The sequence below is a fragment of the Aliivibrio fischeri genome (genome assembly GCF_009727955.1).
Taxonomy (GTDB): Bacteria; Pseudomonadota; Gammaproteobacteria; order Enterobacterales; family Vibrionaceae; genus Aliivibrio; species Aliivibrio fischeri_A.
Genome location: NZ_WOBR01000001.1, coordinates 65,415 through 88,385 on the forward strand (window position 1 = coordinate 65,415; position 22,971 = coordinate 88,385).

At 41.2% G+C, this 22,971-nt stretch carries 22 protein-coding genes; 16 read left to right on the forward strand and 6 right to left on the reverse strand.

What is annotated here, in order from left to right; genetic code table 11:
- Nucleotides 1-242 precede the first annotated feature (242 nt).
- The 14 genes from mnmG (at nt 243) to glmU (ending at nt 13,170) form a co-directional block, all read left to right on the forward strand.
- Nucleotides 243-2,132, forward strand: a complete 1,890-nt coding sequence (mnmG, locus tag GNP81_RS00290) for a tRNA uridine-5-carboxymethylaminomethyl(34) synthesis enzyme MnmG (protein ID WP_011262905.1) — start codon at nt 243-245, stop codon at nt 2,130-2,132.
- Between the two features lies 1 nt (nt 2,133).
- On the forward strand, nt 2,134-2,766 hold the full coding sequence (gene rsmG, locus GNP81_RS00295) for a 16S rRNA (guanine(527)-N(7))-methyltransferase RsmG (protein WP_017018721.1): 633 nt from the start codon (nt 2,134-2,136) through the stop codon (nt 2,764-2,766).
- Nucleotides 2,767-2,781: 15 nt separating this feature from the next.
- Nucleotides 2,782-3,579: a ParA family protein gene (locus tag GNP81_RS00300; RefSeq protein ID WP_005421597.1), complete on the forward strand. Its 798-nt coding sequence runs from the start codon at nt 2,782-2,784 to the stop codon at nt 3,577-3,579.
- Nucleotides 3,572-4,456 carry a ParB/RepB/Spo0J family partition protein gene (locus GNP81_RS00305; RefSeq protein ID WP_155654488.1) on the forward strand — a complete coding sequence of 295 codons (885 nt, stop codon included), beginning with the start codon at nt 3,572-3,574 and terminating at the stop codon, nt 4,454-4,456. The genes GNP81_RS00300 and GNP81_RS00305 overlap by 8 nt, the downstream gene beginning before the upstream one ends.
- Before the next feature lie 188 nt (nt 4,457-4,644).
- Nucleotides 4,645-5,034, forward strand: coding sequence for a F0F1 ATP synthase subunit I (locus GNP81_RS00310; RefSeq protein ID WP_005421593.1), 390 nt, complete (start codon nt 4,645-4,647; stop codon nt 5,032-5,034).
- 8 nt (nt 5,035-5,042) lie between these two features.
- Nucleotides 5,043-5,855, forward strand: a complete 813-nt coding sequence (gene atpB / locus GNP81_RS00315) for a F0F1 ATP synthase subunit A (protein WP_005421592.1) — start codon at nt 5,043-5,045, stop codon at nt 5,853-5,855.
- Between the two features lie 58 nt (nt 5,856-5,913).
- Nucleotides 5,914-6,171, forward strand: a complete 258-nt coding sequence (gene atpE, locus GNP81_RS00320; RefSeq protein ID WP_005372317.1) for a F0F1 ATP synthase subunit C — start codon at nt 5,914-5,916, stop codon at nt 6,169-6,171.
- 55 nt (nt 6,172-6,226) lie between these two features.
- Nucleotides 6,227-6,697 carry a F0F1 ATP synthase subunit B gene (gene atpF, locus GNP81_RS00325; protein WP_005421591.1) on the forward strand — a complete coding sequence of 157 codons (471 nt, stop codon included), beginning with the start codon at nt 6,227-6,229 and terminating at the stop codon, nt 6,695-6,697.
- A gap of 17 nt (nt 6,698-6,714) precedes the next feature.
- Nucleotides 6,715-7,248 carry a F0F1 ATP synthase subunit delta gene (gene atpH, locus GNP81_RS00330; RefSeq protein WP_005421590.1) on the forward strand — a complete coding sequence of 178 codons (534 nt, stop codon included), beginning with the start codon at nt 6,715-6,717 and terminating at the stop codon, nt 7,246-7,248.
- 13 nt (nt 7,249-7,261) lie between these two features.
- Nucleotides 7,262-8,803, forward strand: a complete 1,542-nt coding sequence (gene atpA, locus GNP81_RS00335; protein ID WP_065595599.1) for a F0F1 ATP synthase subunit alpha — start codon at nt 7,262-7,264, stop codon at nt 8,801-8,803.
- Between the two features lie 45 nt (nt 8,804-8,848).
- Nucleotides 8,849-9,715 carry a F0F1 ATP synthase subunit gamma gene (gene atpG / locus GNP81_RS00340; protein WP_063644955.1) on the forward strand — a complete coding sequence of 289 codons (867 nt, stop codon included), beginning with the start codon at nt 8,849-8,851 and terminating at the stop codon, nt 9,713-9,715.
- Between the two features lie 33 nt (nt 9,716-9,748).
- Nucleotides 9,749-11,152 carry a F0F1 ATP synthase subunit beta gene (gene atpD / locus GNP81_RS00345; protein WP_155671926.1) on the forward strand — a complete coding sequence of 468 codons (1,404 nt, stop codon included), beginning with the start codon at nt 9,749-9,751 and terminating at the stop codon, nt 11,150-11,152.
- Between the two features lie 18 nt (nt 11,153-11,170).
- Nucleotides 11,171-11,593, forward strand: a complete 423-nt coding sequence (locus GNP81_RS00350) for a F0F1 ATP synthase subunit epsilon (RefSeq protein ID WP_005421584.1) — start codon at nt 11,171-11,173, stop codon at nt 11,591-11,593.
- 218 nt (nt 11,594-11,811) lie between these two features.
- The gene (glmU, locus tag GNP81_RS00355) at nt 11,812-13,170 is read left to right on the forward strand and encodes a bifunctional UDP-N-acetylglucosamine diphosphorylase/glucosamine-1-phosphate N-acetyltransferase GlmU (protein WP_017018723.1); all 1,359 of its coding nucleotides are present in this window, start codon (nt 11,812-11,814) and stop codon (nt 13,168-13,170) included.
- A 137-nt stretch (nt 13,171-13,307) separates the two neighbouring features.
- Here glmU and cspE read toward each other — a convergent pair whose 3' ends face one another.
- The 6 genes from cspE to ilvG all read right to left on the reverse strand — a co-directional run bounded on the left by cspE (nt 13,308) and on the right by ilvG (nt 20,041).
- Nucleotides 13,308-13,517 (reverse strand): transcription antiterminator/RNA stability regulator CspE, encoded by a 210-nt coding sequence (cspE, locus tag GNP81_RS00360; protein WP_005421580.1) that lies wholly within the window; start codon nt 13,515-13,517, stop codon nt 13,308-13,310.
- A 276-nt stretch (nt 13,518-13,793) separates the two neighbouring features.
- Nucleotides 13,794-15,326, reverse strand: a complete 1,533-nt coding sequence (gene ilvA, locus GNP81_RS00365; RefSeq protein WP_155671928.1) for a threonine ammonia-lyase, biosynthetic — start codon at nt 15,324-15,326, stop codon at nt 13,794-13,796.
- A gap of 4 nt (nt 15,327-15,330) precedes the next feature.
- Nucleotides 15,331-17,172, reverse strand: coding sequence for a dihydroxy-acid dehydratase (gene ilvD / locus GNP81_RS00370; RefSeq protein ID WP_155673658.1), 1,842 nt, complete (start codon nt 17,170-17,172; stop codon nt 15,331-15,333).
- Between the two features lie 17 nt (nt 17,173-17,189).
- Nucleotides 17,190-18,137 carry a branched-chain amino acid transaminase gene (locus GNP81_RS00375; RefSeq protein ID WP_017018726.1) on the reverse strand — a complete coding sequence of 316 codons (948 nt, stop codon included), beginning with the start codon at nt 18,135-18,137 and terminating at the stop codon, nt 17,190-17,192.
- A 12-nt stretch (nt 18,138-18,149) separates the two neighbouring features.
- Nucleotides 18,150-18,395, reverse strand: coding sequence for an acetolactate synthase 2 small subunit (gene ilvM, locus GNP81_RS00380; RefSeq protein WP_005421570.1), 246 nt, complete (start codon nt 18,393-18,395; stop codon nt 18,150-18,152).
- Nucleotides 18,395-20,041 carry an acetolactate synthase 2 catalytic subunit gene (ilvG, locus tag GNP81_RS00385; RefSeq protein WP_155673657.1) on the reverse strand — a complete coding sequence of 549 codons (1,647 nt, stop codon included), beginning with the start codon at nt 20,039-20,041 and terminating at the stop codon, nt 18,395-18,397. The genes ilvM and ilvG overlap by 1 nt, the downstream gene beginning before the upstream one ends.
- 407 nt (nt 20,042-20,448) lie before the next feature.
- Between ilvG and GNP81_RS00395 the strand changes: the two genes are divergently transcribed.
- Together GNP81_RS00395 and GNP81_RS00400 are read left to right on the forward strand one after the other, a co-directional pair.
- Nucleotides 20,449-21,975 (forward strand): YifB family Mg chelatase-like AAA ATPase, encoded by a 1,527-nt coding sequence (locus tag GNP81_RS00395; protein ID WP_155673656.1) that lies wholly within the window; start codon nt 20,449-20,451, stop codon nt 21,973-21,975.
- Nucleotides 21,976-22,073: 98 nt separating this feature from the next.
- Nucleotides 22,074-22,937, forward strand: a complete 864-nt coding sequence (locus tag GNP81_RS00400; RefSeq protein ID WP_196587346.1) for an acyltransferase — start codon at nt 22,074-22,076, stop codon at nt 22,935-22,937.
- Nucleotides 22,938-22,971 lie beyond the last annotated feature (34 nt).

Genomic DNA, 22,971 nt, shown 5'->3' on the forward strand with positions numbered 1-22,971 from the left:
AACAACTTTGGATCCATCTAAAGTATATGATCCTATTGATCATTTATCACTTATCCACAGAGATCGACGATCTATATAATAGATCTAATAAAAGATCTCTTTAAAAGATCTTATATATATTAAGTGATCTTTCTTTTTTGAACTTCATCACTTTTTCATTTCTTTCCAAGCTAGAAAAAGGGTAAAATACATCTCTTAAGTTAAATTCTTCTAACTCTTTTCATTACTCCTAAGGTCGAATCATGTTTTACCAAGACAACTTTGATGTCATTGTTATTGGCGGTGGTCATGCTGGTACTGAAGCAGCACTTGCTGCAGCAAGAACAGGACAAAATACACTTCTACTCACTCATAACATTGATACATTAGGTCAAATGTCGTGTAACCCTGCAATTGGTGGGATCGGCAAAGGACATCTGGTAAAGGAAGTTGATGCCTTAGGTGGTTTAATGGCACAAGCCATCGATCATAGTGGTATTCAATTTAGAACATTGAATGCTTCAAAAGGTCCAGCTGTTCGAGCAACTCGCGCACAAGCAGACAGAGCGTTATACAAAGCTTATGTTCGTTCAGTATTAGAAAACCAACCAAACTTAACGTTATTTCAGCAAGCCGTTGATGATCTTATTATCGAAAACGATAAGGTGATGGGTGCTGTAACTCAAATGGGCCTTAAATTCCGTGCTAAATCAGTTGTATTGACCGCTGGAACCTTTTTAGGGGGTCAGATACATATTGGTATGGAAAACTTCTCAGGAGGCCGTGCAGGAGATCCTTCTTCGATCACTCTTGCTCAACGTCTACGTGAGCGTCCATTTAGAATTGATCGTCTAAAAACTGGTACTCCTCCACGTATTGATGCTCGTTCAGTTGATTTTTCAGGATTAGAAGCCCAACCAGGTGATAATCCAACACCCGTTTTTTCATTTTTAGGTAAGCGTGAACATCACCCACAGCAAGTGAACTGTTTTATTACTCATACTAATGAAAAAACACATGATGTAATTCGTAATAACCTTGATAGAAGCCCTATGTACGCTGGAGTTATCGAAGGTATAGGTCCTCGTTACTGTCCTTCAATTGAAGACAAAGTAATGCGTTTTGCAGATAAAGACAGTCACCAAATCTTTATTGAGCCAGAAGGTTTATCGACACACGAACTATATCCAAATGGTATTTCAACAAGTTTACCATTTGACGTACAACTGCAAATCGTACGTTCAATGAAAGGTTTTGAAAATGCACACATTGTGCGCCCAGGTTATGCGATCGAATATGATTTCTTTGATCCTCGAGATTTAAAATCAACTTATGAAACTAAGTTTATTGAAGGTCTATTCTTTGCTGGTCAAATTAACGGTACAACAGGTTACGAAGAAGCTGCTGCTCAAGGTTTAATGGCAGGTCTTAACGCAAGTTTGTTTGCTCAAGGCAAAGAAGGCTGGAGTCCACGTCGTGATGAAGCTTACATGGGTGTATTGATTGATGATTTATCAACATTAGGTACTAAAGAACCGTACCGTATGTTCACATCTCGTGCCGAATATCGTTTATTACTTCGTGAAGATAATGCTGATTTACGTTTAACTGAGCAAGGTCGTACTTTAGGTCTTGTTGATGATGTTCGTTGGGCTCGCTTTAACGAAAAAGTAGAGAACATGGAACAAGAACGTCAACGCTTGAAAGATATTTGGATCAATCCAAAATCAGAACAAGTGGATCAAGTTAATGCGATCCTAAAAACACCAATTGCTCGTGAAGCTAGTGGTGAGGATCTTCTACGTCGTCCGGAAGTTAATTATCAATCTCTAGTTTCAATTGATGGCTTCGGTCCTGCTCTTGAAGATTCACAAGCATCTGAACAAGTTGAAATCCAAGTAAAATATGCGGGTTACATTCAACGTCAACGTGATGAAATTGAAAAATCATTACGTCATGAAAATACAAAATTACCGTTCGACCTTGATTATAAAGAAGTCAAAGGTCTTTCAAATGAAGTTGTGGCTAAACTGAGTGATGCAAAACCAGAAACGATTGGTATTGCTTCTCGTATTTCAGGTATCACACCTGCTGCTATTTCAATTTTATTAGTTCATTTGAAAAAACACGGTTTATTAAAGAAAGGTGAGTAACGTGACCGATTTATCTCAACAATTCGACCGTTTAATTGCTCAAACTGACTTAAATGTCTCTGAATTGCAAAAAGAACAACTCCTTGGTTATGTTGCACTACTCCATAAGTGGAATAAAGCGTATAACTTAACCTCTGTGAGAAATCCAAGTGAAATGGTTATTAAGCACATTTTGGACAGCATTGTAGTTAGTCCAAAATTATCTGGTGAACGTTTTATTGATGTTGGTACAGGTCCTGGGTTACCAGGTATCCCATTAGCTATCATGAATCCAGATAAATCATTTACACTATTGGATAGTTTAGGAAAGCGAATTCGCTTTATTAAACAAGTTATTCATGAGCTAAAAATCACCAACGTAACACCGATTCAAAGCCGTGTTGAAGAGTTTCAACCTGAAGAAAAGTTTGATGCAGTCCTAAGTCGTGCATTTGCATCAATGACAGACATGGTGAATTGGTGTCATCATCTACCGAAAGAAGAAGATGGTGTATTTTTAGCATTAAAAGGTATTTATTCAGAAGAAGAAGCGAATGATCTTCCTGAATGGTGCTCAGTTAAAAATGTAGCGACATTGATCGTTCCGGAGTTAGAGGGTGAAAGACATTTAGTCACCTTAGCCGGAAAAAAATAATGGAATGAGGTTAGTGTGGGAAAGATTATCTCTATTGCGAACCAGAAAGGTGGCGTAGGTAAAACAACAACAGCGGTGAATCTTGCAGCATCAATGGCTGCAACACATCGAAAGGTCTTATTAATTGACCTTGATGCCCAAGGCAATGCAACCATGGCCAGTGGTGTTGATAAATATGATGTGGATGCAACCGCTTACGAGTTGTTGGTTGACGAAGTGCCTTTTGACAAAGTTGTGATAGAGGAAACCTCTGGTGGTTATGATTTAATTGCTGCCAATGGTGACGTGACTGCTGCTGAAATCAAGTTAATGGAAGTGTTTGCGCGAGAAGTTCGCTTGCGCAACATGATCTACCCAATTCGTGGTAACTATGATTTCATCTTTATCGATTGCCCTCCCGCTCTAAATCTCCTTACAATTAACGCCATGGCAGCATCTGATTCTGTATTAGTTCCTATGCAATGTGAGTATTACGCACTTGAAGGACTAACGGCTTTAATTGATACCATAGGTAAATTAGCCGCTGTAGTGAATGCTGATTTAAAGATCGAAGGGTTGCTTAGAACCATGTTTGATCCTCGTAATCGCTTAGCGAATGATGTATCTGATCAATTGAAAAAACATTTTGGTGAAAAAGTGTATCGCACTGTGATCCCTCGAAATGTTCGCCTAGCAGAAGCGCCTAGTCATGGTAAACCTGCAATGTATTATGATAAATACTCAAATGGTGCAAAGGCTTATTTAGCCCTTGCCGGAGAGATAATTCGCCGTGACGAAATGGAAAAAGAAAGGGAAACAGAAATTCATGAGTAATAAACGTGGTTTAGGCAAAGGATTAGATGCCCTATTAGCAACAAGTTCAATTGCACGTGAAAAGCAGACAGCTGCTGCACAAAGCGAGTCCATTTCTAAAGATGCTCAATTGGTTGAGTTAGGTATTCACCAATTGAGTGCTGGTCAATATCAACCTCGTAAAGTAATGGAAGAAGAAGCCCTTGAAGAGCTTTCTGCTTCTATTCGTTCTCAAGGTATCATCCAACCGATCGTTGTACGTGAAGTTGCACCTCAACAATATGAAATCATTGCTGGCGAACGACGCTTCCGTGCTGCTAAAAAAGCAGGCCTAAAACACGTTCCATGTGTGGTTAAATCTGTTGAAGATAAAGCCGCAATCGCAATGGCTTTAATTGAAAATATTCAACGTGAAGACTTGAATGCGATTGAAGAAGCACAAGCATTAGAGCGTTTACAACAAGAATTTGAATTAACTCATCAACAAATTTCGGATGTTATTGGTAAATCTCGAACAACAGTAACGAATTTACTGCGTTTAAATGCATTGACTGATGAAGTGAAAGGCTTAGTTGAGCAGAAAGAACTTGAGATGGGTCATGCTCGTGCATTGTTAGCATTAGAAAATGAACAGCAAGTTGAATTAGCTTACCTTGTAATCAAAAAGAAACTGACTGTTCGTCAAACTGAACAAAAAGTAAAAGAGTTATTGGCTCCTCAAAAAGAGGAAGAACCAAAAGAAGTTGATACTGAAATGATGACAATTTCGGATAAATTATCATCAACTCTTGGCTCTAAAGTTGTGATAAGCCGAAATGCAGCGGGCAAAGGAAAGGTAACGATTACCTTTGACGAGGCTCACAAATTAGAACAACTTATCGCAAAGCTAGAAAGCTAAATGTGATATAAAACGTGTGTTGATATAAAAACCGTACTTTACGTCGTAAAAGTCACCGTTATGTTCTCATAAATGTAACTTTTTAATGCTATTTGATTGCATTCATATCAGCTCAACGTATAATTTTTGTAAAATCTTTGTTTTAACTTGATTTAAATCAAAGCAAAGATGCTTTAAAGGAAGAATACATGGTAACTACGTTAGCCAGACCAGGCCGTTTGCTAGCCAAACGACTCATAATGATCCAGCTTAGCGTGGTTATTTTTATGGCAGTAGGAATGAGCTTAGCCGTTAGTGCTAGCTGGGGGATCTCTGCACTCATTGGTGGCGGCATTTTTGTCATTGCTAATGCGGTATTTGCAGGGTGTGCATTTATGTTCAGTGGAGCAAGAGCTGCTAAAAAGGTTGCAGTATCTTTTTATACTGGCGAAGTGCTAAAAATTCTGATTACAGTAGTCTTATTTTCTGTTGCCTACGTGTATATGGAGGTGGAACTTGTTCCCCTCAAACTAACCTATTTGCTGGTACTAGGTATTAATATCTTTGCACCAGTTCTCTTTATTAACAACAGAAAATAGGAAAAGTTATGGCTGCGCCAGGCGAAGCGCTAACACAATCTGGTTACATTGAGCATCACTTAACAAATCTATCTTTAGCTAAGTTAGGTCTGGTAGCTGATGAAGCAAGTTTCTGGAACGTACATATAGATAGCCTGTTCTTTTCTGTGTTTACAGGGATGTTATTCCTTTGGGTTTTTCGTTCTGTAGCAAAGAAAGCAACAACAGGAGTACCAGGAAAGCTACAATGTTTTGTTGAAATGATAGTGGAATTCGTTGCTGACAACGTAAAAGAAACTTTCCATGGACGCAATCCGTTGATCGCCCCACTGGCACTAACTATCTTCTGCTGGGTTATTTTAATGAACTTGATGGATTTAGTTCCTATCGATTTCTTACCATATCCTGCAGAGCATTGGTTGGGTATCCCTTATCTTAAAGTGGTTCCTTCTGCTGATGTGAATATCACTATGGCAATGGCGTTAGGTGTTTTTGCATTGATGATCTATTACAGCATCAAAGTGAAAGGACTTGGTGGGTTCGCTAAAGAATTAGCACTTCACCCGTTTAATCACCCAATTATGATTCCATTCAACCTACTATTGGAAGTTATCTCGCTATTAGCGAAACCTCTTTCATTAGGTATGCGTTTGTTTGGTAACATGTTTGCTGGTGAGGTGGTGTTTATTCTTATTGCGGCAATGCTACCGTGGTATTTACAATGGGTAGGTGCACTACCTTGGGCTATCTTCCACATTTTGGTTATTTTGATTCAGGCTTTCGTATTCATGATGCTGACTATCGTATATCTGTCGATGGCACATGAAGACTCTGATCACTAATTTAGACAATTTATTTATCAATGGCACTTTGCCGACAACATAAAACTGGAGAAAGTAAATGGAAACTTTACTGAGCTTTTCTGCAATCGCCGTGGGCATTATTGTAGGTCTTGCTTCACTTGGTACAGCGATTGGTTTCGCACTTCTTGGCGGTAAATTCCTAGAAGGCGCAGCTCGTCAACCTGAAATGGCTCCAATGCTACAAGTTAAGATGTTCATCATCGCTGGTCTATTGGATGCGGTTCCAATGATCGGTATCGTTATCGCGCTACTATTCACATTTGCTAACCCATTTGTTGGTCAACTAGCAGGCTAATCTAGTCATTGCTAATTGAATTTTTGTAGCTGATTCTTAACGAGGGGTAGCTGTTGTGAATATGAACGCAACTCTGCTTGGTCAAGCAATCGCTTTTACACTGTTTGTTTGGTTCTGCATGAAATATGTATGGCCACCAATCATGGAAGCGATCGAGGAACGTCAGAAAAAAATTGCTGACGGTTTATCTGCCGCTGAACGCGCAGCTAAAGACCTTGATTTGGCACAAGCTAATGCTTCTGATCAATTAAAAGAAGCAAAGCGCGCTGCAACTGAGATCATCGAACAGGCTAACAAGCGTAAAAGTCAAATTTTAGACGAAGCTCGTGAAGAAGCTCTGGTTGAACGCCAGAAGATTCTTACACAAGGTGAAGCTGAACTTGAATCTGAACGCAACCGTGCCCGCGATGAACTGCGTAAACAAGTTGCAACTCTGGCTGTGATCGGTGCCGAGAAAATCTTAGAGCGTTCTATTGATGTAGAAGCGCAGAAAGATATTCTTGATAACATCACTGCGAAATTGTAAAGAAAAGGGGCCAAGATATGTCGGAAATGGCAACCATCGCACGCCCCTACGCGAAAGCAGCTTTTGACTTTGCGGTCGAAAAAGGCGAATTGAGCCAATGGGCTCAAATGCTAACTTTTTGTTCAGAAGTCGCGAAAAATAAAGACGTCGCTCAATTGTTGGATGGTGCAGTAGCATCAGAGCAATTAGCTGAAATTTTTATTTCTATTTGTGGCGAACAACTGAACGAGTTTGGACAGAACTTAATTCATGTAATGGCTGAAAACGGTCGTTTGAAAGTTCTACCAGGAGTGTTAGAGCAATTTATCCTTTTACAACATGAGTTTGAAAAAGTGATTGATGCAGATGTTACATCTGCAATTGAACTAACAGAGCAGCAGAAAGCTGACATTGGTGCCAAACTTGAAGCTCGTCTAGAGCGTAAAGTGAAGCTGAATTGTAGCGTAGATGAGACCCTTCTAGCAGGGGTTATTATTCGAGCCGGAGACCTAGTCATTGATAACTCAGCACGTGGCCGTTTAGGTCGTCTGAGCGAAACATTGCAGTCTTGATGGGGAATGGAGCATGCAACTTAATTCCACGGAAATTAGCGATCTAATCAAACAACGTATTGAAAAATTCAACGTTGTAACTGAAGCTCGCAATGAAGGTACTATCGTGTCGGTAAGCGACGGTATCATCAATATCCACGGCCTTGCTGATGTAATGCAAGGCGAAATGATTGAATTACCGGGTGGCCGTTACGCGCTAGCACTTAACTTGAATCGTGATTCAGTTGGTGCGGTAGTAATGGGCCCATATGCTGACCTACAGGAAGGCATGAAAGTAACAGGTACTGGTCGTATCCTTGAAGTTCCTGTTGGTCCTGAATTACTAGGTCGTGTTGTTAACACACTTGGTGAGCCAATTGATGGTAAAGGTCCAATTGAAGCTAAATTGACTTCTCCAGTAGAAGTGATTGCACCTGGTGTAATCGATCGTAAATCAGTAGACCAACCAGTACAAACTGGCTATAAGTCAGTTGACTCAATGATCCCAATCGGCCGTGGTCAGCGTGAGCTAATCATCGGTGACCGTCAAACTGGTAAAACAGCAATGGCGATCGATGCGATCATTAACCAGAAAGATTCTGGTATTTTCTCAATCTATGTTGCGATTGGCCAAAAGGCATCAACAATTGCTAACGTAGTTCGCAAACTAGAAGAGCACGGCGCACTAGCAAACACTATCGTTGTTGTTGCATCGGCTTCTGAATCTGCTGCGCTGCAATACCTTGCACCGTACTCAGGTTGTGCGATGGGTGAATACTTCCGTGACCGCGGTGAAGATGCTCTGATTGTTTATGATGACCTATCTAAACAAGCGGTAGCTTACCGTCAAATCTCTCTACTACTGAAACGTCCACCGGGCCGTGAAGCATTCCCAGGTGACGTATTCTACTTACACTCTCGCCTACTAGAGCGTGCTGCTCGTGTAAGTGAAGCGTACGTTGAGCGATTCACTAACGGTGAAGTGACAGGTAAAACAGGTTCTTTAACTGCCCTACCTATCATCGAAACTCAAGCTGGTGACGTATCTGCATTCGTACCAACCAACGTAATCTCGATTACTGATGGTCAGATCTTCCTACAAACAGAACTGTTCACTGCTGGTGTTCGTCCTGCGGTAGATCCTGGTATCTCTGTATCGCGTGTAGGTGGTGCTGCACAAACTAAGATCATTAAGAAACTGTCTGGTGGTATTCGTACTGCTCTTGCACAGTATCGTGAACTTGCAGCGTTTGCTCAGTTCTCATCTGATCTTGATGACGCGACTAAGAAGCAGCTAGACCACGGTGAGAAAGTAACTGAACTTATGAAGCAGAAACAGTACGCTCCAATGTCTGTTTTTGACCAAGCTTTAGTTATCTTCGCAGCTGAAAAAGGCTATTTGAAAGATGTTGAGCTTGCTAAGCTTGCAGATTTTGAAGAAGCATTGCTGTCGTATGCTCGTGGTCAGTTTGCCGATCTAGCAAAAGAGATCGACACATCGGGTGCTTGGAATAATGAAATTGAAGCTCAGTTCGTGAAACTGGTTGAAGATTTCAAAGCAACCCAGACCTGGTAATTCGTTGGTGGCCTGTAATGGGTCACCCGAAAACGGAGAGTAACGATGGCCGGTGCGAAAGAGATTCGTAACAAGATCGGGAGTGTAAAAAGCACTCAAAAGATCACGAAAGCAATGGAAATGGTAGCCGCTTCAAAAATGCGTCGCTCGCAAGAGTCGATGGAAGCGTCTCGTCCATATGCTGACACAATGCGTAAAGTAATCGGTCATTTAGCGCTTGGTAACCTTGAGTATCGTCATCCGTATCTTGAGGAACGTGAAGCTAAGCGTGTTGGTTACATCGTTATTTCTAGTGATCGTGGCCTGTGTGGCGGCTTAAACATTAACTTGTTTAAGAAAGTCATGGCAGAAATGAAAACATGGTCAGAAGATGGTGTTGAAATTGATTTAGCCGTTATTGGCTCAAAAGCAACAGCATTTTTTAATAGCTACGGCGGTAACGTTGTCGCTCAGAACTCAGGCCTTGGGGATCACCCTAGCCTAGAAGAACTGATCGGTACTGTTGGCGTGATGCTAAAGAAATACGATGAAGGCCAGTTGGATCGACTATATGTTGTGAACAATAAGTTCATCAACACTATGGTACAAGAACCAGCAATTGAACAATTACTTCCTTTGCCTAAATCTGAAGATGAAGCAATGCAACGCACTCATGCTTGGGACTACATTTATGAGCCTGAGCCAAAACCACTACTAGATGCTTTATTGGTTCGTTATGTTGAATCACAAGTATATCAAGGTGTGGTTGAGAATTTAGCCTGCGAACACGTAGCGCGAATGATTGCGATGAAAGCAGCGACGGATAACGCTGGTGACATTATTGATGAACTGCAACTTGTGTATAACAAAGCCCGTCAAGCGGCGATTACACAAGAGCTTTCTGAAATTGTTTCAGGCGCTTCAGCGGTTTAAGCATAGGTATTTAAACAGTTTAGAGGATTAACGATGACTACAGGTAAGATCGTACAGATCATCGGTGCGGTAGTCGATGTAGAGTTCCCACAGGGCGAAGTACCTCGTGTATACGATGCTCTGAATGTTGTTGATGCACAAGAACGTCTTGTTCTTGAAGTACAACAGCAAATCGGTGGCGGCGTTGTGCGCTGTATCGTAATGGGTAGCTCAGATGGTTTACGTCGTGGCTTAACAGTAAAAAATACTGGCGCGCCAATTACAGTTCCAGTGGGTACTAAAACACTAGGTCGCATCATGAACGTTCTTGGTGATGCGATTGATGAGTGTGGTGAGATTGGTGCTGAAGAGCATTATTCAATTCACCGTGAAGCGCCAAGCTACGAAGAGCAGTCAAACTCGACTGAACTTCTAGAGACAGGTGTTAAAGTAATCGATTTAATTTGTCCATTCGCTAAGGGTGGTAAAATCGGTCTATTTGGTGGTGCAGGTGTAGGTAAGACCGTTAACATGATGGAACTTATCAATAACATCGCACTACAACACTCTGGCCTATCTGTATTTGCAGGTGTAGGTGAGCGTACTCGTGAAGGTAATGACTTCTACTTTGAAATGCAGGAAGCTGGTGTTGTAAACATCGAAAAACCTGAAGAGTCAAAAGTAGCAATGGTTTACGGTCAAATGAACGAGCCACCAGGTAACCGTCTACGTGTTGCACTGACTGGTCTAACAATGGCTGAGCGTTTCCGTGACGAAGGTCGTGACGTTCTATTGTTCGTTGATAACATTTACCGTTATACACTAGCAGGTACTGAAGTATCAGCACTTCTAGGTCGTATGCCATCAGCGGTAGGTTACCAACCTACACTAGCTGAAGAAATGGGTGTTCTTCAAGAACGTATCACGTCAACTAAGCAAGGTTCTATCACGTCTGTACAGGCGGTATACGTACCAGCGGATGACTTGACGGATCCATCTCCAGCAACAACGTTTGCTCACTTAGATGCGACAGTTGTACTTAACCGTAATATCGCAGCAATGGGTCTATACCCAGCGATTGACCCGTTAGATTCTACATCTCGTCAACTTGACCCACTAGTTGTTGGTCAAGAGCACTATGATATCGCTCGTGGCGTTCAATCGACATTACAGCGTTATAAAGAGCTAAAAGACATCATCGCTATCCTAGGTATGGACGAGCTATCTGAAGAAGATAAGCAAGTTGTATCTCGTGCTCGTAAGATTGAGAAGTTCTTAACTCAACCTTACCACGTAGCAGAAGTATTCACTGGTGACCCAGGTATTTACGTACCACTTAAAGACACATTAGCTGGCTTTAAAGGTCTACTTGCTGGTGATTACGATGACGTTCCTGAGCAAGCCTTCATGTACTGCGGTAAGATTGAAGACGCGCTTGAGAAGGCGAAGAAGCTATAAGGCTGATTAGGAGGCGATATGGCAGCAATGACCTTTCACCTAGACGTTGTAAGTGCTGAGAAAAAATTATTTTCAGGACTGGTTGAAACGATTCAGGTGACCGGTAGCGAAGGTGAACTTGGTATTTTCCATGGACACACACCGCTGCTGACCGCTATCACGCCTGGTATGGTGCGTATTGTTAAACAACATGGCCACGAAGAAATCATTTATGTTTCTGGTGGTATTGTTGAGGTTCAACCTGGTTCGGCAACTGTTCTTGCAGATACCGCAATCCGTGGTGAAGACCTAGACGCAGCTAAGGCAGAAGAAGCTAAGCGCAAGGCTGAGGAGAATATCCAAAATCAGCATGGCGACATTAACTTCGCTCAAGCGGCCAGTGATTTGGCTAAAGCGATCGCACAGCTTCGAGTTATCGAGCTGACAAAACGTTCGCGTTAATCAAGCACCATTAGAAAGAAGGCGACCAATTGGTCGCCTTTTCTTTTTAATTTTGTTTATTTCTTATTTTTATCTCACCCGTCGATCGGTTTTTTAGCATATAATTTACCTTCAGTATTAATTCCATTATCTATTGCGTTAGTAAGTAATGGATTTCATATTTTGGTTTTTAACAAGCTAGGCAAATTAAGTCAGCATAATAATAGAATGGGCTTTTCATGAACTTCAGTGCAGTAATTTTAGCAGCGGGTAAAGGCACTCGCATGTACTCAAATAAACCTAAAGTACTTCATACTTTGGCGGGCAAACCTATGGCTAAGCATGTTATTGATACATGCGAAGGTCTTGGCGCTCAAAATATCCATTTAGTGTATGGTCACGGCGGTGATCAGATGAAAGCTGAACTGGGTGAAGAGCGTGTTCAATGGGTTCTTCAAGCAGAGCAATTAGGTACAGGTCATGCTGTAAACCAAGCTGCACCAGAATTTGCTGATGATGAAAAAGTACTGGTTCTTTATGGTGATGTGCCACTAATTAGTGCTGAAACTGTAGAAAACTTATTAGATGCACAACCTACAGGCGGTATTGCTTTATTAACTGTTGTTCTAGACAACCCTATGGGTTATGGACGTATTATTCGTCGTAATGGCCCTGTAATCGCGATTGTAGAACAAAAAGATGCAACCGAAGAGCAGAAGCTCATCAAAGAGATTAATACGGGCGTAATGGTTGCTACAGGCGGTGATTTAAAACGTTGGTTAGCGGCTCTTAAAAATGAAAATGCTCAAGGTGAATATTACTTAACTGATATTATTGCGGCAGCGCATGATGAAGGTCGTGCTGTCGAGGCGGTTCACCCTGTTAGTCCTATTGAAGTTGAAGGTGTAAATGATCGTGCTCAGTTAGCTCGATTAGAAAGAGCTTATCAAGCAGCTCAAGCTCAAAAATTATTAGAGCAAGGTGTTATGCTTCGTGATCCAAGTCGTTTTGATCTTCGTGGTACATTACAATGTGGTATGGATATTGAGATTGATGCGAACGTAATTATCGAAGGTAATGTGACGTTAGGTGATAACGTGGTTATCGGTGCTGGTTGTGTACTTAAAGATTGTGAGATCGATGATAATACTGTTATTCGTCCTTACAGTGTAATTGAAGGTGCTACAGTTGGTGAAGAGTGTACAGTTGGTCCATTTACTCGTTTACGTCCAGGCGCTGAGTTATGTAATGATGCACACGTTGGTAACTTTGTTGAAGTGAAGAACGTTCGTTTAGGTGAAGGTTCTAAAGCTAATCACTTAACGTATCTTGGTGATGCAGAAATTGGTAAGCGTGTAAATGTAGGTGCTGGTGTAATTACTTGTAATTACGATGGTGCGAACAAGTTTAAAACAATTATTGGTGATGACGTATTTGTTGGCTCTGATAGTCAGTTGATTGCTCCTGTTACTGTTGCTAATGGCGCAACGGTTGGTGCTGGTTCTACAGTGACTAAAGATGTGAATGAAAATGAACTTTACATCAGCCGCGCTAAAGAGCGTCGCATTGCTAATTGGCAGCGTCCAACTAAAAAATAATTAATAGATAATCTATTGATAGTAAAAAGAAGCCATTAGGCTTCTTTTTTTATCTGTCTAATCTATAGACAAAATTGAGACAAAAAAAATGCTGACCGAAGTCAGCATTTTTAAAAATTCTATTCGAGAAATTCGAATTAAGCTGGAGTAACGTCTGCAGCTTGTGGGCCTTTTTGACCTTGTTCAACAGTGAAAGTTACCGCTTGGCCTTCTTTCAGAGTTTTGAAACCTTCAGTTGCGATAGCACGGAAGTGAACGAATACGTCAGCGCCGCCGTTATCTTGAGTAATGAAACCGAAACCTTTCTCTTCGTTGAACCACTTAACGATACCAGTTGATTTAGACATAATAAATCCTAATTTTTTTAAATTAAATAATTCGCATAATGCGAAGTTGTAGCCATAAAGAATTATTTATTTGAGGTAAAACATATGTATAAAAAGCTTCAAGCATAACTGGTAAAGCAGTATAACGAAGGTTTCAAAAGCATAATATTACAGATAAATAGGTCTGTTTACAGGCCGAGCAAAATAATAGCATTTTTTAACCGATTGTATAGCATAATTTCAAATTTGAATGAAAATAAGGCTAAATTTTAATTAGCCTTATTACGCCGTACGGTCTTAGGATAAAAAGAATCGATAAGCTAGATTATCTGTCTCATCTTTCCATTGATAACCAAGCTCTTCAAGGTGTTTTGAAAAACTAGCAAGATCAGAATCTGTTAGTTCAAAACCACATAACACACGTCCATAATCTGCACCGTGGTTACGATAATTGAAGAGGCTGATATTCCAGTGAGTACCTAGAGTACTTAAGAAGCGAACGAGCGCTCCTGGATATTCTGGAAATTCAAAACTGTATAAACGTTCTTGTATTGTTTTTGATGGTTTACCACCAATCATATAACGTATATGTAGCTTAGCCATTTCATCATCAGATAAATCCACAACCGGGTATTCTCCCTTTTGTAGATCATTAATGATGTTATCAAGCTCTTCTTGCCCTTCTTGTAAGCGAACACCAACAAAAATGTTAGCTAGCTTATCGTCGTTGTAGCGGTAGTTAAATTCAGTAACAGCTCTGCCACCAATTAGATTACAAAATTCAAAGAAAGCGCCCTGACGTTCAGGAATCGTTACTGCTAATAGCCCTTCTCTTTTTTCACCTAACTCACAGCGTTCAGATACATAACGTAAACCATGGAAGTTAGTGTTTGCACCAGAAAGTACGGTTCCTAATTGTTTATTTTCTAATTGATGCTGATCTGCAAATTTTTTCAGACCAGCTAATGCCAATGCACCTGAAGGTTCAGCAATCGCTCTTGTATCTTCAAAAATATCTTTTACAGCAGCACAAATTTCATCACTAGATACACTAATATGGCCATCAAGGTATTTTTGACATAAACGGAACGTTTCATCACCAATACGTTTAACGGCTACGCCATCGGCAAACATACTCACTTGATCAAGAACGACAGGCTCGCCAGCATCTAAAGCCGCTTTTAAGCAAGAAGAGTCCTCTGGCTCAACGGCGATGACTTTTATTTCAGGCATGAGTTGCTTTATTAGCACAGCAATACCCGCGGCTAAACCACCACCACCAACAGGCACAAAGATATAATCGAGATGACCATTTTGTTGCAGCATCTCCATTCCAATTGTCCCCTGACCTGCAATAACAAGTGGGTGGTCAAACGGAGGTACAAAAGTATAACCGTGGAGTTGTGATAAACGTTCTGCTTCTGCTTTGGCTTCATCGAAATTACTGCCATGTAGAACCACATTCCCACCAAAACCTTTTACGGCTTCAACTTTGATATCAGGTGTCGTTTTAGGCATAACAATGGTCGTTTGAATACCAAGCTTGGTTCCTGATAGCGCCATACCTTGAGCGTGATTGCCCGCAGATGCAGCAATAACCCCTGCATTTTTTTGTTCTTTAGTTAGACTTGCAACCATATTATAAGCGCCACGAAGTTTAAAGGAGTGAACCGGTTGACGGTCTTCTCGCTTTAATTGAACTCGGTTATTAATGCGCTCAGATAAACGAGGCATATCTTGAAGTGGTGTTACTGTTGCTACTTCATAGATTGGCGCTCGTAAGATCTGACGCAGATATTCTGCGCCAGTTTGATATGAAGAGTTGCTCATAGGCTTACCCTTCTAACTTAGATTTATCACGTACTGCACCTTTATCTGCACTGGTTGCCATACTTGCATAGGCTTTTAGTGCAAAAGAGACTTCACGTTGACGATTAACAGGTTTCCAACCGAGTTCATCTTGTTTCGCTCGACGAGCTTGCAGTTCTGATTCAGGTACATCAAGAGTAATTGAACGACTTGGGATATCGATGGTAATGATATCGCCATCGTTCACTAAACCTATCGTACCACCACTTGCTGCTTCAGGAGATGCGTGACCTATAGATAGGCCCGATGTACCACCAGAGAATCGACCATCAGTTAAAAGAGCACATGCTTTGCCTAAGCCCATTGATTTTAAGTAAGTGGTTGGGTAAAGCATTTCTTGCATACCCGGCCCACCTTTTGGACCTTCGTAGCGAATAACAACCACTTCACCGGCTTTAACTTTTCCACCTAGAATTCCTTCTACCGCAGAGTCTTGGCTTTCAAAAACAATGGCAGGACCTTGGAATTTTAGATTTTCTTCATCAACGCCAGCGGTTTTTACAATACAACCATCAACAGCGATATTACCAGATAGGACAGCTAGACCACCTTCTTGGCTAAAGGCATTTTCTTTGGTTCGAATACACCCTTCTTTTCGATCGTCATCAAGGCGATCCCAACGACAATCTTGTGAGAATGCTTTAGTTGTTCGGATCCCTGCTGGGCCTGCGCGGAAGAACTTAAGCACCTCTTCGTTTTCAGTTTGCATAATATCGTATTGTGCAAGTTGCTCTTGCATGGTTAAACCAAGAACTGTTTTTGTTTGATTGTTTAGAAGTCCTGCTCTATCTAACTCACCAAGGATTGCCATTACCCCACCTGCACGGTGAACATCTTCCATATGATATTTCGGTGTTGATGGAGCTACTTTACATAGATGAGGAACTCGACGAGACATTTCATCAATGTCACTCATATCGAAATCAATTTCACCTTCCTGAGCTGAAGCCAAAAGGTGAAGAACGGTATTACTTGAACCACCCATTGCGATATCAAGTGCCATGGCATTTTCAAATGCAGCGCGATCGGCAATATTTCTTGGAAGAGCGGATTCATCATCTTGCTCATAATAACGCTTTGTTAATTCAACAATACGTTTACCTGCATTAATAAACAGCTGCTCACGATCGGCGTGAGTGGCTAGCATTGACCCATTACCAGGTTGAGATAAACCAAGAGCTTCGGTTAAACAGTTCATTGAGTTAGCGGTGAACATTCCTGAACACGATCCACAAGTTGGACAAGCTGAACGTTCGATCTGCTCACTCTGAGCATCGGAAACCGTAGGATCGGCACCTTGGATCATTGCATCAACAAGATCCAGTTTGATGATTTGATCTGAAAGCTTCGTTTTTCCCGCTTCCATTGGGCCACCTGACACAAAAATCACCGGAATATTAAGACGCATTGCAGCCATCATCATTCCTGGAGTAATTTTGTCACAGTTAGAAATACATACCATTGCATCAGCGCAGTGAGCATTAACCATGTATTCAACAGAATCTGCAATGAGTTCACGTGATGGCAGAGAATAAAGCATGCCACCGTGACCCATAGCGATACCATCATCAACGGCGATAGTATTAAATTCTTTGGCGATACCACCTGCTTTTTCTATCTCACCAGCAACAAGTTGCCCCATGTCTTTAAGATGTACGTGACCCGGAACAAATTGAGTAAATGAGTTAACAACAGCAATGATGGGTTTACCAAAGTCATCTTCTTTAACGCCAGTTGCACGCCATAAAGCGCGTGCTCCGGCCATGTTACGTCCGTGAGTTGTGGTGGCTGAACGATAAGTTGGCATTGTTATATCCTTATAAATTATTTAGCTGATGGTGCATTTTCTGGGTATACGTAATCTAACCAACCCCATTTATCTTCGGTTGTTCCATTGAACAGACCAAAGTAAGCGGCTTGGATCTCTTTTGTGATAGGACCACGTTTACCTTCACCAACGGTAATCTTGTCAACAGAGCGTACTGGAACGATTTCAGCCGCTGTGCCTGTCATAAATACTTCGTCTGCAAGATATAATGCTTCGCGTGCAATGTTTTCTTCGCGGATTTCATATCCCATATCTTTTGCAAGCGTCATGATAGAGTCTCGAGTAATTCCCGGTAAAATGGCACTGGTTGCTGGTGGTGTAGAAAGAATACCATCACGAACAACAAATAGGTTTTCACCTGCACCTTCAGAAAGATAGCCATCAACACTTAACGCGATACCTTCATCGTAACCATGACGACGAGCTTCACCACCAACCAATAAAGAAGATAAATAGTTACCACCTGCTTTTGCTGCGGTTGGAATGGTATTTGGTGCAGCACGATTCCAACTTGAAATCATGGCATCAACCCCATTTTCTAATGCTTCTTCTCCTAGGTAAGATCCCCATGGGAATGCAGCAATAATGAGTTCCATTTCCGTATTTTCTGGTGGGCAAACACCTAAACCTACGTTTCCTACAAAACCTAAAGGACGAATATAAGCAGAATCGAGTTTGTTTTGACGTAAGGTTTCACGTGTTGCTTCCATAATTTCTTCTTCAGTATATGGAATTGGGAAGCGATAAATTTTAGCGGAATTTTTTAAACGTTTTGCGTGCTCTGGGTGGCGGAAAATAATTGGACCATTTGGCGTGTTATAACAACGCACCCCTTCAAAAACGGATGTTCCATAATGCATTGCGTGAGTTAGAACGTGCACATTTGCGTCTGCCCAAGGAACCATCTCACCATTAAACCAAATAAAATCTGCTGTCTTTGACATTGTCACTAATCCTTATGCGCGATGTAATGTAGAAACGTTAACGGCGGTAATATCCCAAAGCTTTTCTATTTGATTAGTAAGAAGGCTAATTGGTCGGTCACTTTCTACGATGATTTCAATTGCAGCTACTTTGCTGGCTTGATTTTGTGTTGCTAATACTTGCTTGATGATAAAACCACGGTGACGAATAACGCGTAATACACGTTCTAATAAAACTGGTCTATCGTTAGCTTCAATCTCTAAAATATAACGTTGCATTATTCTCCCTCCACCATATCTTGGTTTGCAGCACCTGGCGGAACCAAAGGCCATACGTTTTCTTCTTCTGAAATAAGAACATGCAGCAGATAAGCGGTATCGCTTTCAAGCATTTCTTTTAAAGCAGGTTCTACTTCTTCTTTTGTTGTTATGGTTTTTCCTGGAATACCAAAGGCGGCAGCAAGAGCAACAAAATCAGGATTATCATCAAGAATAGTTTCACTGTGGCGGCCATCAAAAAATAGTGATTGCCATTGACGAACCATACCTAAACGTTGGTTATTAATAAGAACCATCTTCACAGGGATTTGTTTACGCTTAATCGTACCGAGTTCTTGTACATTCATCATGAAAGAACCATCACCTGAAATCAGAATAGATTGATCATCAGGACGAGCCACTTTTGCTCCCATCGCAGCGGGTAAACCGAACCCCATGGTGCCAAGACCTGCGGATGTTAGGTAATTTTCTGGAGCTCGAGGTTGGATGTGCTGAGCTGCCCACATTTGATGTTGGCCAACATCTGTCGATACGATAGAGCTGTCTGGCATCATGTCAGAAAGTTGCTTTAATAGCAGAGGGGCATAAATTAATTCACCCGGGTGATCGTAGCGCCATTTAAATTCAGAGCGAAGAGAAGAAACATGTTCTAACCAAGGGGTAAGGTCTTGTTCTAGTTTCAATTGAGGAAGAATAACCTTTATATCACCACGTAGTGTTGAATGAGCATGGCGAAGCTTATTGAATTCTGCTGCATCAATATCGATATGGATTACTTTTGCGTGAGGTGCAAAGCTTTCTAATTTTCCTGTCACACGGTCATCGAAACGGGCACCAACAACAATTAATAAATCGGATTCTTGAACTATTAAGTTAGCAGCTTTAGTGCCGTGCATACCTACCATACCAAGATAGTGAGGATCGTGTCTTCCTATTGAACCTAAGCCTTTTAATGTACTCACTGAAGGCATAGGGTTATTAGTTAAAAAATCACGAACAGAGTCGGTTGCGTGAGCCAGTTGAACACCACCACCCACATACAATACCGGTTTGTTACTGGCTTTTAGTAACGTCTTGGCGGCTTCAATTGCTTCAGTAACAACAACAGGGATACTAGGTGCTTCAAAATATGGAAGAGAAGTAACAGGGGCTTCAGCGAGTTGCACATCTTTGGCTATATCAATTAATACCGGGCCGGGACGTCCTGACTTTGCTACCTCAAATGCTTCAGCAATCACAGGTGCAAGTTCATTGATATCAGTAACTAAATAACTGTGTTTAGTACATGAGAGAGACATACCGATGACATCCATTTCTTGGAAAGCATCTGTACCGATTAAATTACTCGCCACTTGACCTGTGATAGCAACAAGAGGAATGGAATCTAACATGGCATCAGCAAGACCGGTAATTAGGTTTGTTGCACCAGGGCCTGATGTTGCAAGGCATACAGCAACATCTTTGCTTGCTCTTGCCATTCCTATTGCAGCCATTGCTGCACCTTGTTCATGACGACATAAGATGTGCTCAACGCCACCATCATATAATGCATCATAAATAGGCATGATTGCCCCACCAGGATAACCAAAGACAGTTTCAATCCCTTCGTCTCTTAAGGCTTTAACTACTAATTGTGAGCCATTCATACTCTTTCGCTCCCTGCGTGAGTGGTTGTCTGTTTTCTCTCGCACATCATGTGCCCCCATATATCTTCCTGAACTTATAAAAAAACCCCCTTGCTTGTTGGCTTGGGGGTTTTTAGTGTGCTTGTAACTCTATTTTTTGCTCACACATCCCCGAGCGGTGACCAGAATCACCACTAGAATGTTAATAATCAGAATATTCAGTTGAGCAAAAAAGGTCATTTAATCTATCCGTAAACGTTTTCTTTTTGATATTTCGTTACATTAACTTAGTGGTAACACAGACATGGCTCTCATGACAAGAAAAAACTATCATTTAATTCACAATTCTCGTTCATTTAGCGCTTATATATAACAAAAACATAAAATCAATACAGATTGGTCTTTAATAAAATAAGTTGGGTAGATAAATGGGATTAGCAATAATACACAGTCGAGCTTGTGTCGGTGTAGAAGCACCACCAGTGACGGTTGAAGTTCATATCAGTAATGGGATGCCAGGATTTAGTCTGGTTGGCTTACCAGAAACAACAGTAAAAGAAGCAAAAGACAGAGTAAGAAGTGCAATTATTAATGCTAACTTTGAGTTTCCATCTAAAAAGATCACCGTTAATTTAGCACCTGCGGATCTTCCAAAAGAAGGTGGACGATTTGATCTTCCTATTGCTCTTGGGATCCTAGCTGCGTCAGGTCAAATACCTGAAAATAAATTGGATGGTCATGAGTTTGTTGGCGAGTTAGCTCTTTCTGGTGAGTTACGTCGAGTAAAAGGTGTTTTACCTGCCGCCCTAGCCTCACTTAATGCTAAACGTTGCTTAGTTGTTCCGGATGACAATGGGGATCAGGCGGCTTTAGTCGGCAAAGATATTCACAAATCTGCGCCTCATCTACTAGCTGTGTGTGGTTTTTTGTGTGGGCAACAGCAACTCAGTTTATTAACTAGCCCTCAGATAGAAGAGCAATCTTTATCTTTAGAGCGTGATTTACAAGATATTATTGGTCAACAGCAGGGTAAACGAGCATTAGAAATCGCGGCGGCGGGAGGACATAATTTATTGTATTTAGGTCCTCCCGGTACAGGCAAAACCATGCTCGCTTCTCGTATGAGTGATTTATTACCAGAAATGACCAATGATGAAGCGTTAGAAACCGCAGCGGTAGCCTCGTTAACTCATCAAAATATTACAGAATCTAATTGGCGAGCCCGCCCTTTTCGTTCCCCTCACCATTCTAGTTCTATGGCGGCATTAGTGGGTGGCGGCTCTATTCCTCGACCGGGGGAAATATCATTAGCTCACAATGGTATTTTATTTTTAGATGAGATGCCGGAGTTTGAAAGAAAAGTGCTTGATTCACTGCGGGAACCACTAGAATCTGGTGAGATAGTCATCTCACGCGCCGCGAGTAAAACACGTTTTCCTGCTCGTTTTCAATTGGTCGGAGCATTAAACCCAAGCCCTACGGGTTATTATGAAGGGAACCAAACTCGAACCAATCCGCAATTGATTTTACGTTACCTTAATCGAATATCTGGCCCCTTGTTAGATCGTTTTGATATGTCATTAGAAATACCGCTATTGCCGAAGGGAACGCTAACCGAGGGTGGAGATAGAGGCGAAAGTACGCAAGCAGTAAAACATCGAGTTTTACAGGCTCGTGCTCGAATGTTAGAGCGTAATGGTAAAGTGAATGCGCTATTAGGAAGTCGAGAAATTGAAAAGCATTGTCCGCTAGATAAAGAAGATGCCGCATTTTTAGAAAATACGCTACATCAGTTAGGGTTATCTATTCGTGCTTATCATCGGATTATTAAGGTAGCGCGTACTATTGCTGATTTATCTGCGGAAGATAAAATTCAACGAATCCACTTAGCTGAAGCCGTTGGTTATCGAGCGATGGATCGATTATTAAAACAATTATCTGCACAAGCGGTCTAATCCATTAATTGAGATGTAATGAAAGATTACTCACAAAAGAAGGCCTGACTTGTTATCATGTGGATAATATTCACTCTAATCTATAAATGAAGAGTCCTATGATTGCTAATATTAGGCTGGTTATCAGTGTATTACTTGTAATGCTGAATACAGCATTAACATCTTTAATTATCAGCTTCTTTGCAATAATTAAATTGCTTCTTCCTTTTGCTATCGTGAAAAAAATTACAGTATCGATGGCAAATAAAACATTATGGGGATGGGCAACATTAAATCTGTGGATGCTCAATATTAACAATAATATTGAGTGGGAGATTGAAGGTGGTGAAAGCTTATCTCAAGATAATTGGTACCTTTTATTATCAAACCATGTGAGCTGGGCCGATATCGTCATTTTGTCTTCGGTAATGAAAGATAAAATACCGATGACTAAGTTTTTCTTGAAGTATGAGTTGCTTTACGTTCCTTTTGTGGGGCTTGCGTGTTGGGGGGCGGATATGCCATTTATGCGCAGAGATCCTGAACGTCGTGAAGATGATTTTAAAGCGATTCAAAAGTCTTGTGAAAACTTTCGTGCTGTTCCTACAACGGTGGTTAATTTTGTTGAGGGAACACGAGCTACGCCTGAAAAGCTGAAAGATGCAAGAACACCTTACCAACATTTGTTTAAGCCAAAGGTTGGTGGTATCGCTTTTACTCTTTCAGCTATGGGTGAATTATTTGATGGGATTGTTGATGTCACACTTGCGTATCCTGATAACCAAGAATCACCATTTATCGATATGCTACAAGGGAAATTGACCAAAGTTGTTGTTCGTATTAACTTGCATCCAAATGATGAAAAAGTGAATGGCGATTATTTTGGAGATAAAACTTTTAAGCGTGGCTTTCATAAGTGGGTAAACGACTTATGGAAAGAAAAAGATGAGTACCTTCAAGGTGTTTTAAAAACCAAAGAATAAAAAAAGGGAGCGATAATTCGCTCCCTTTTTATTT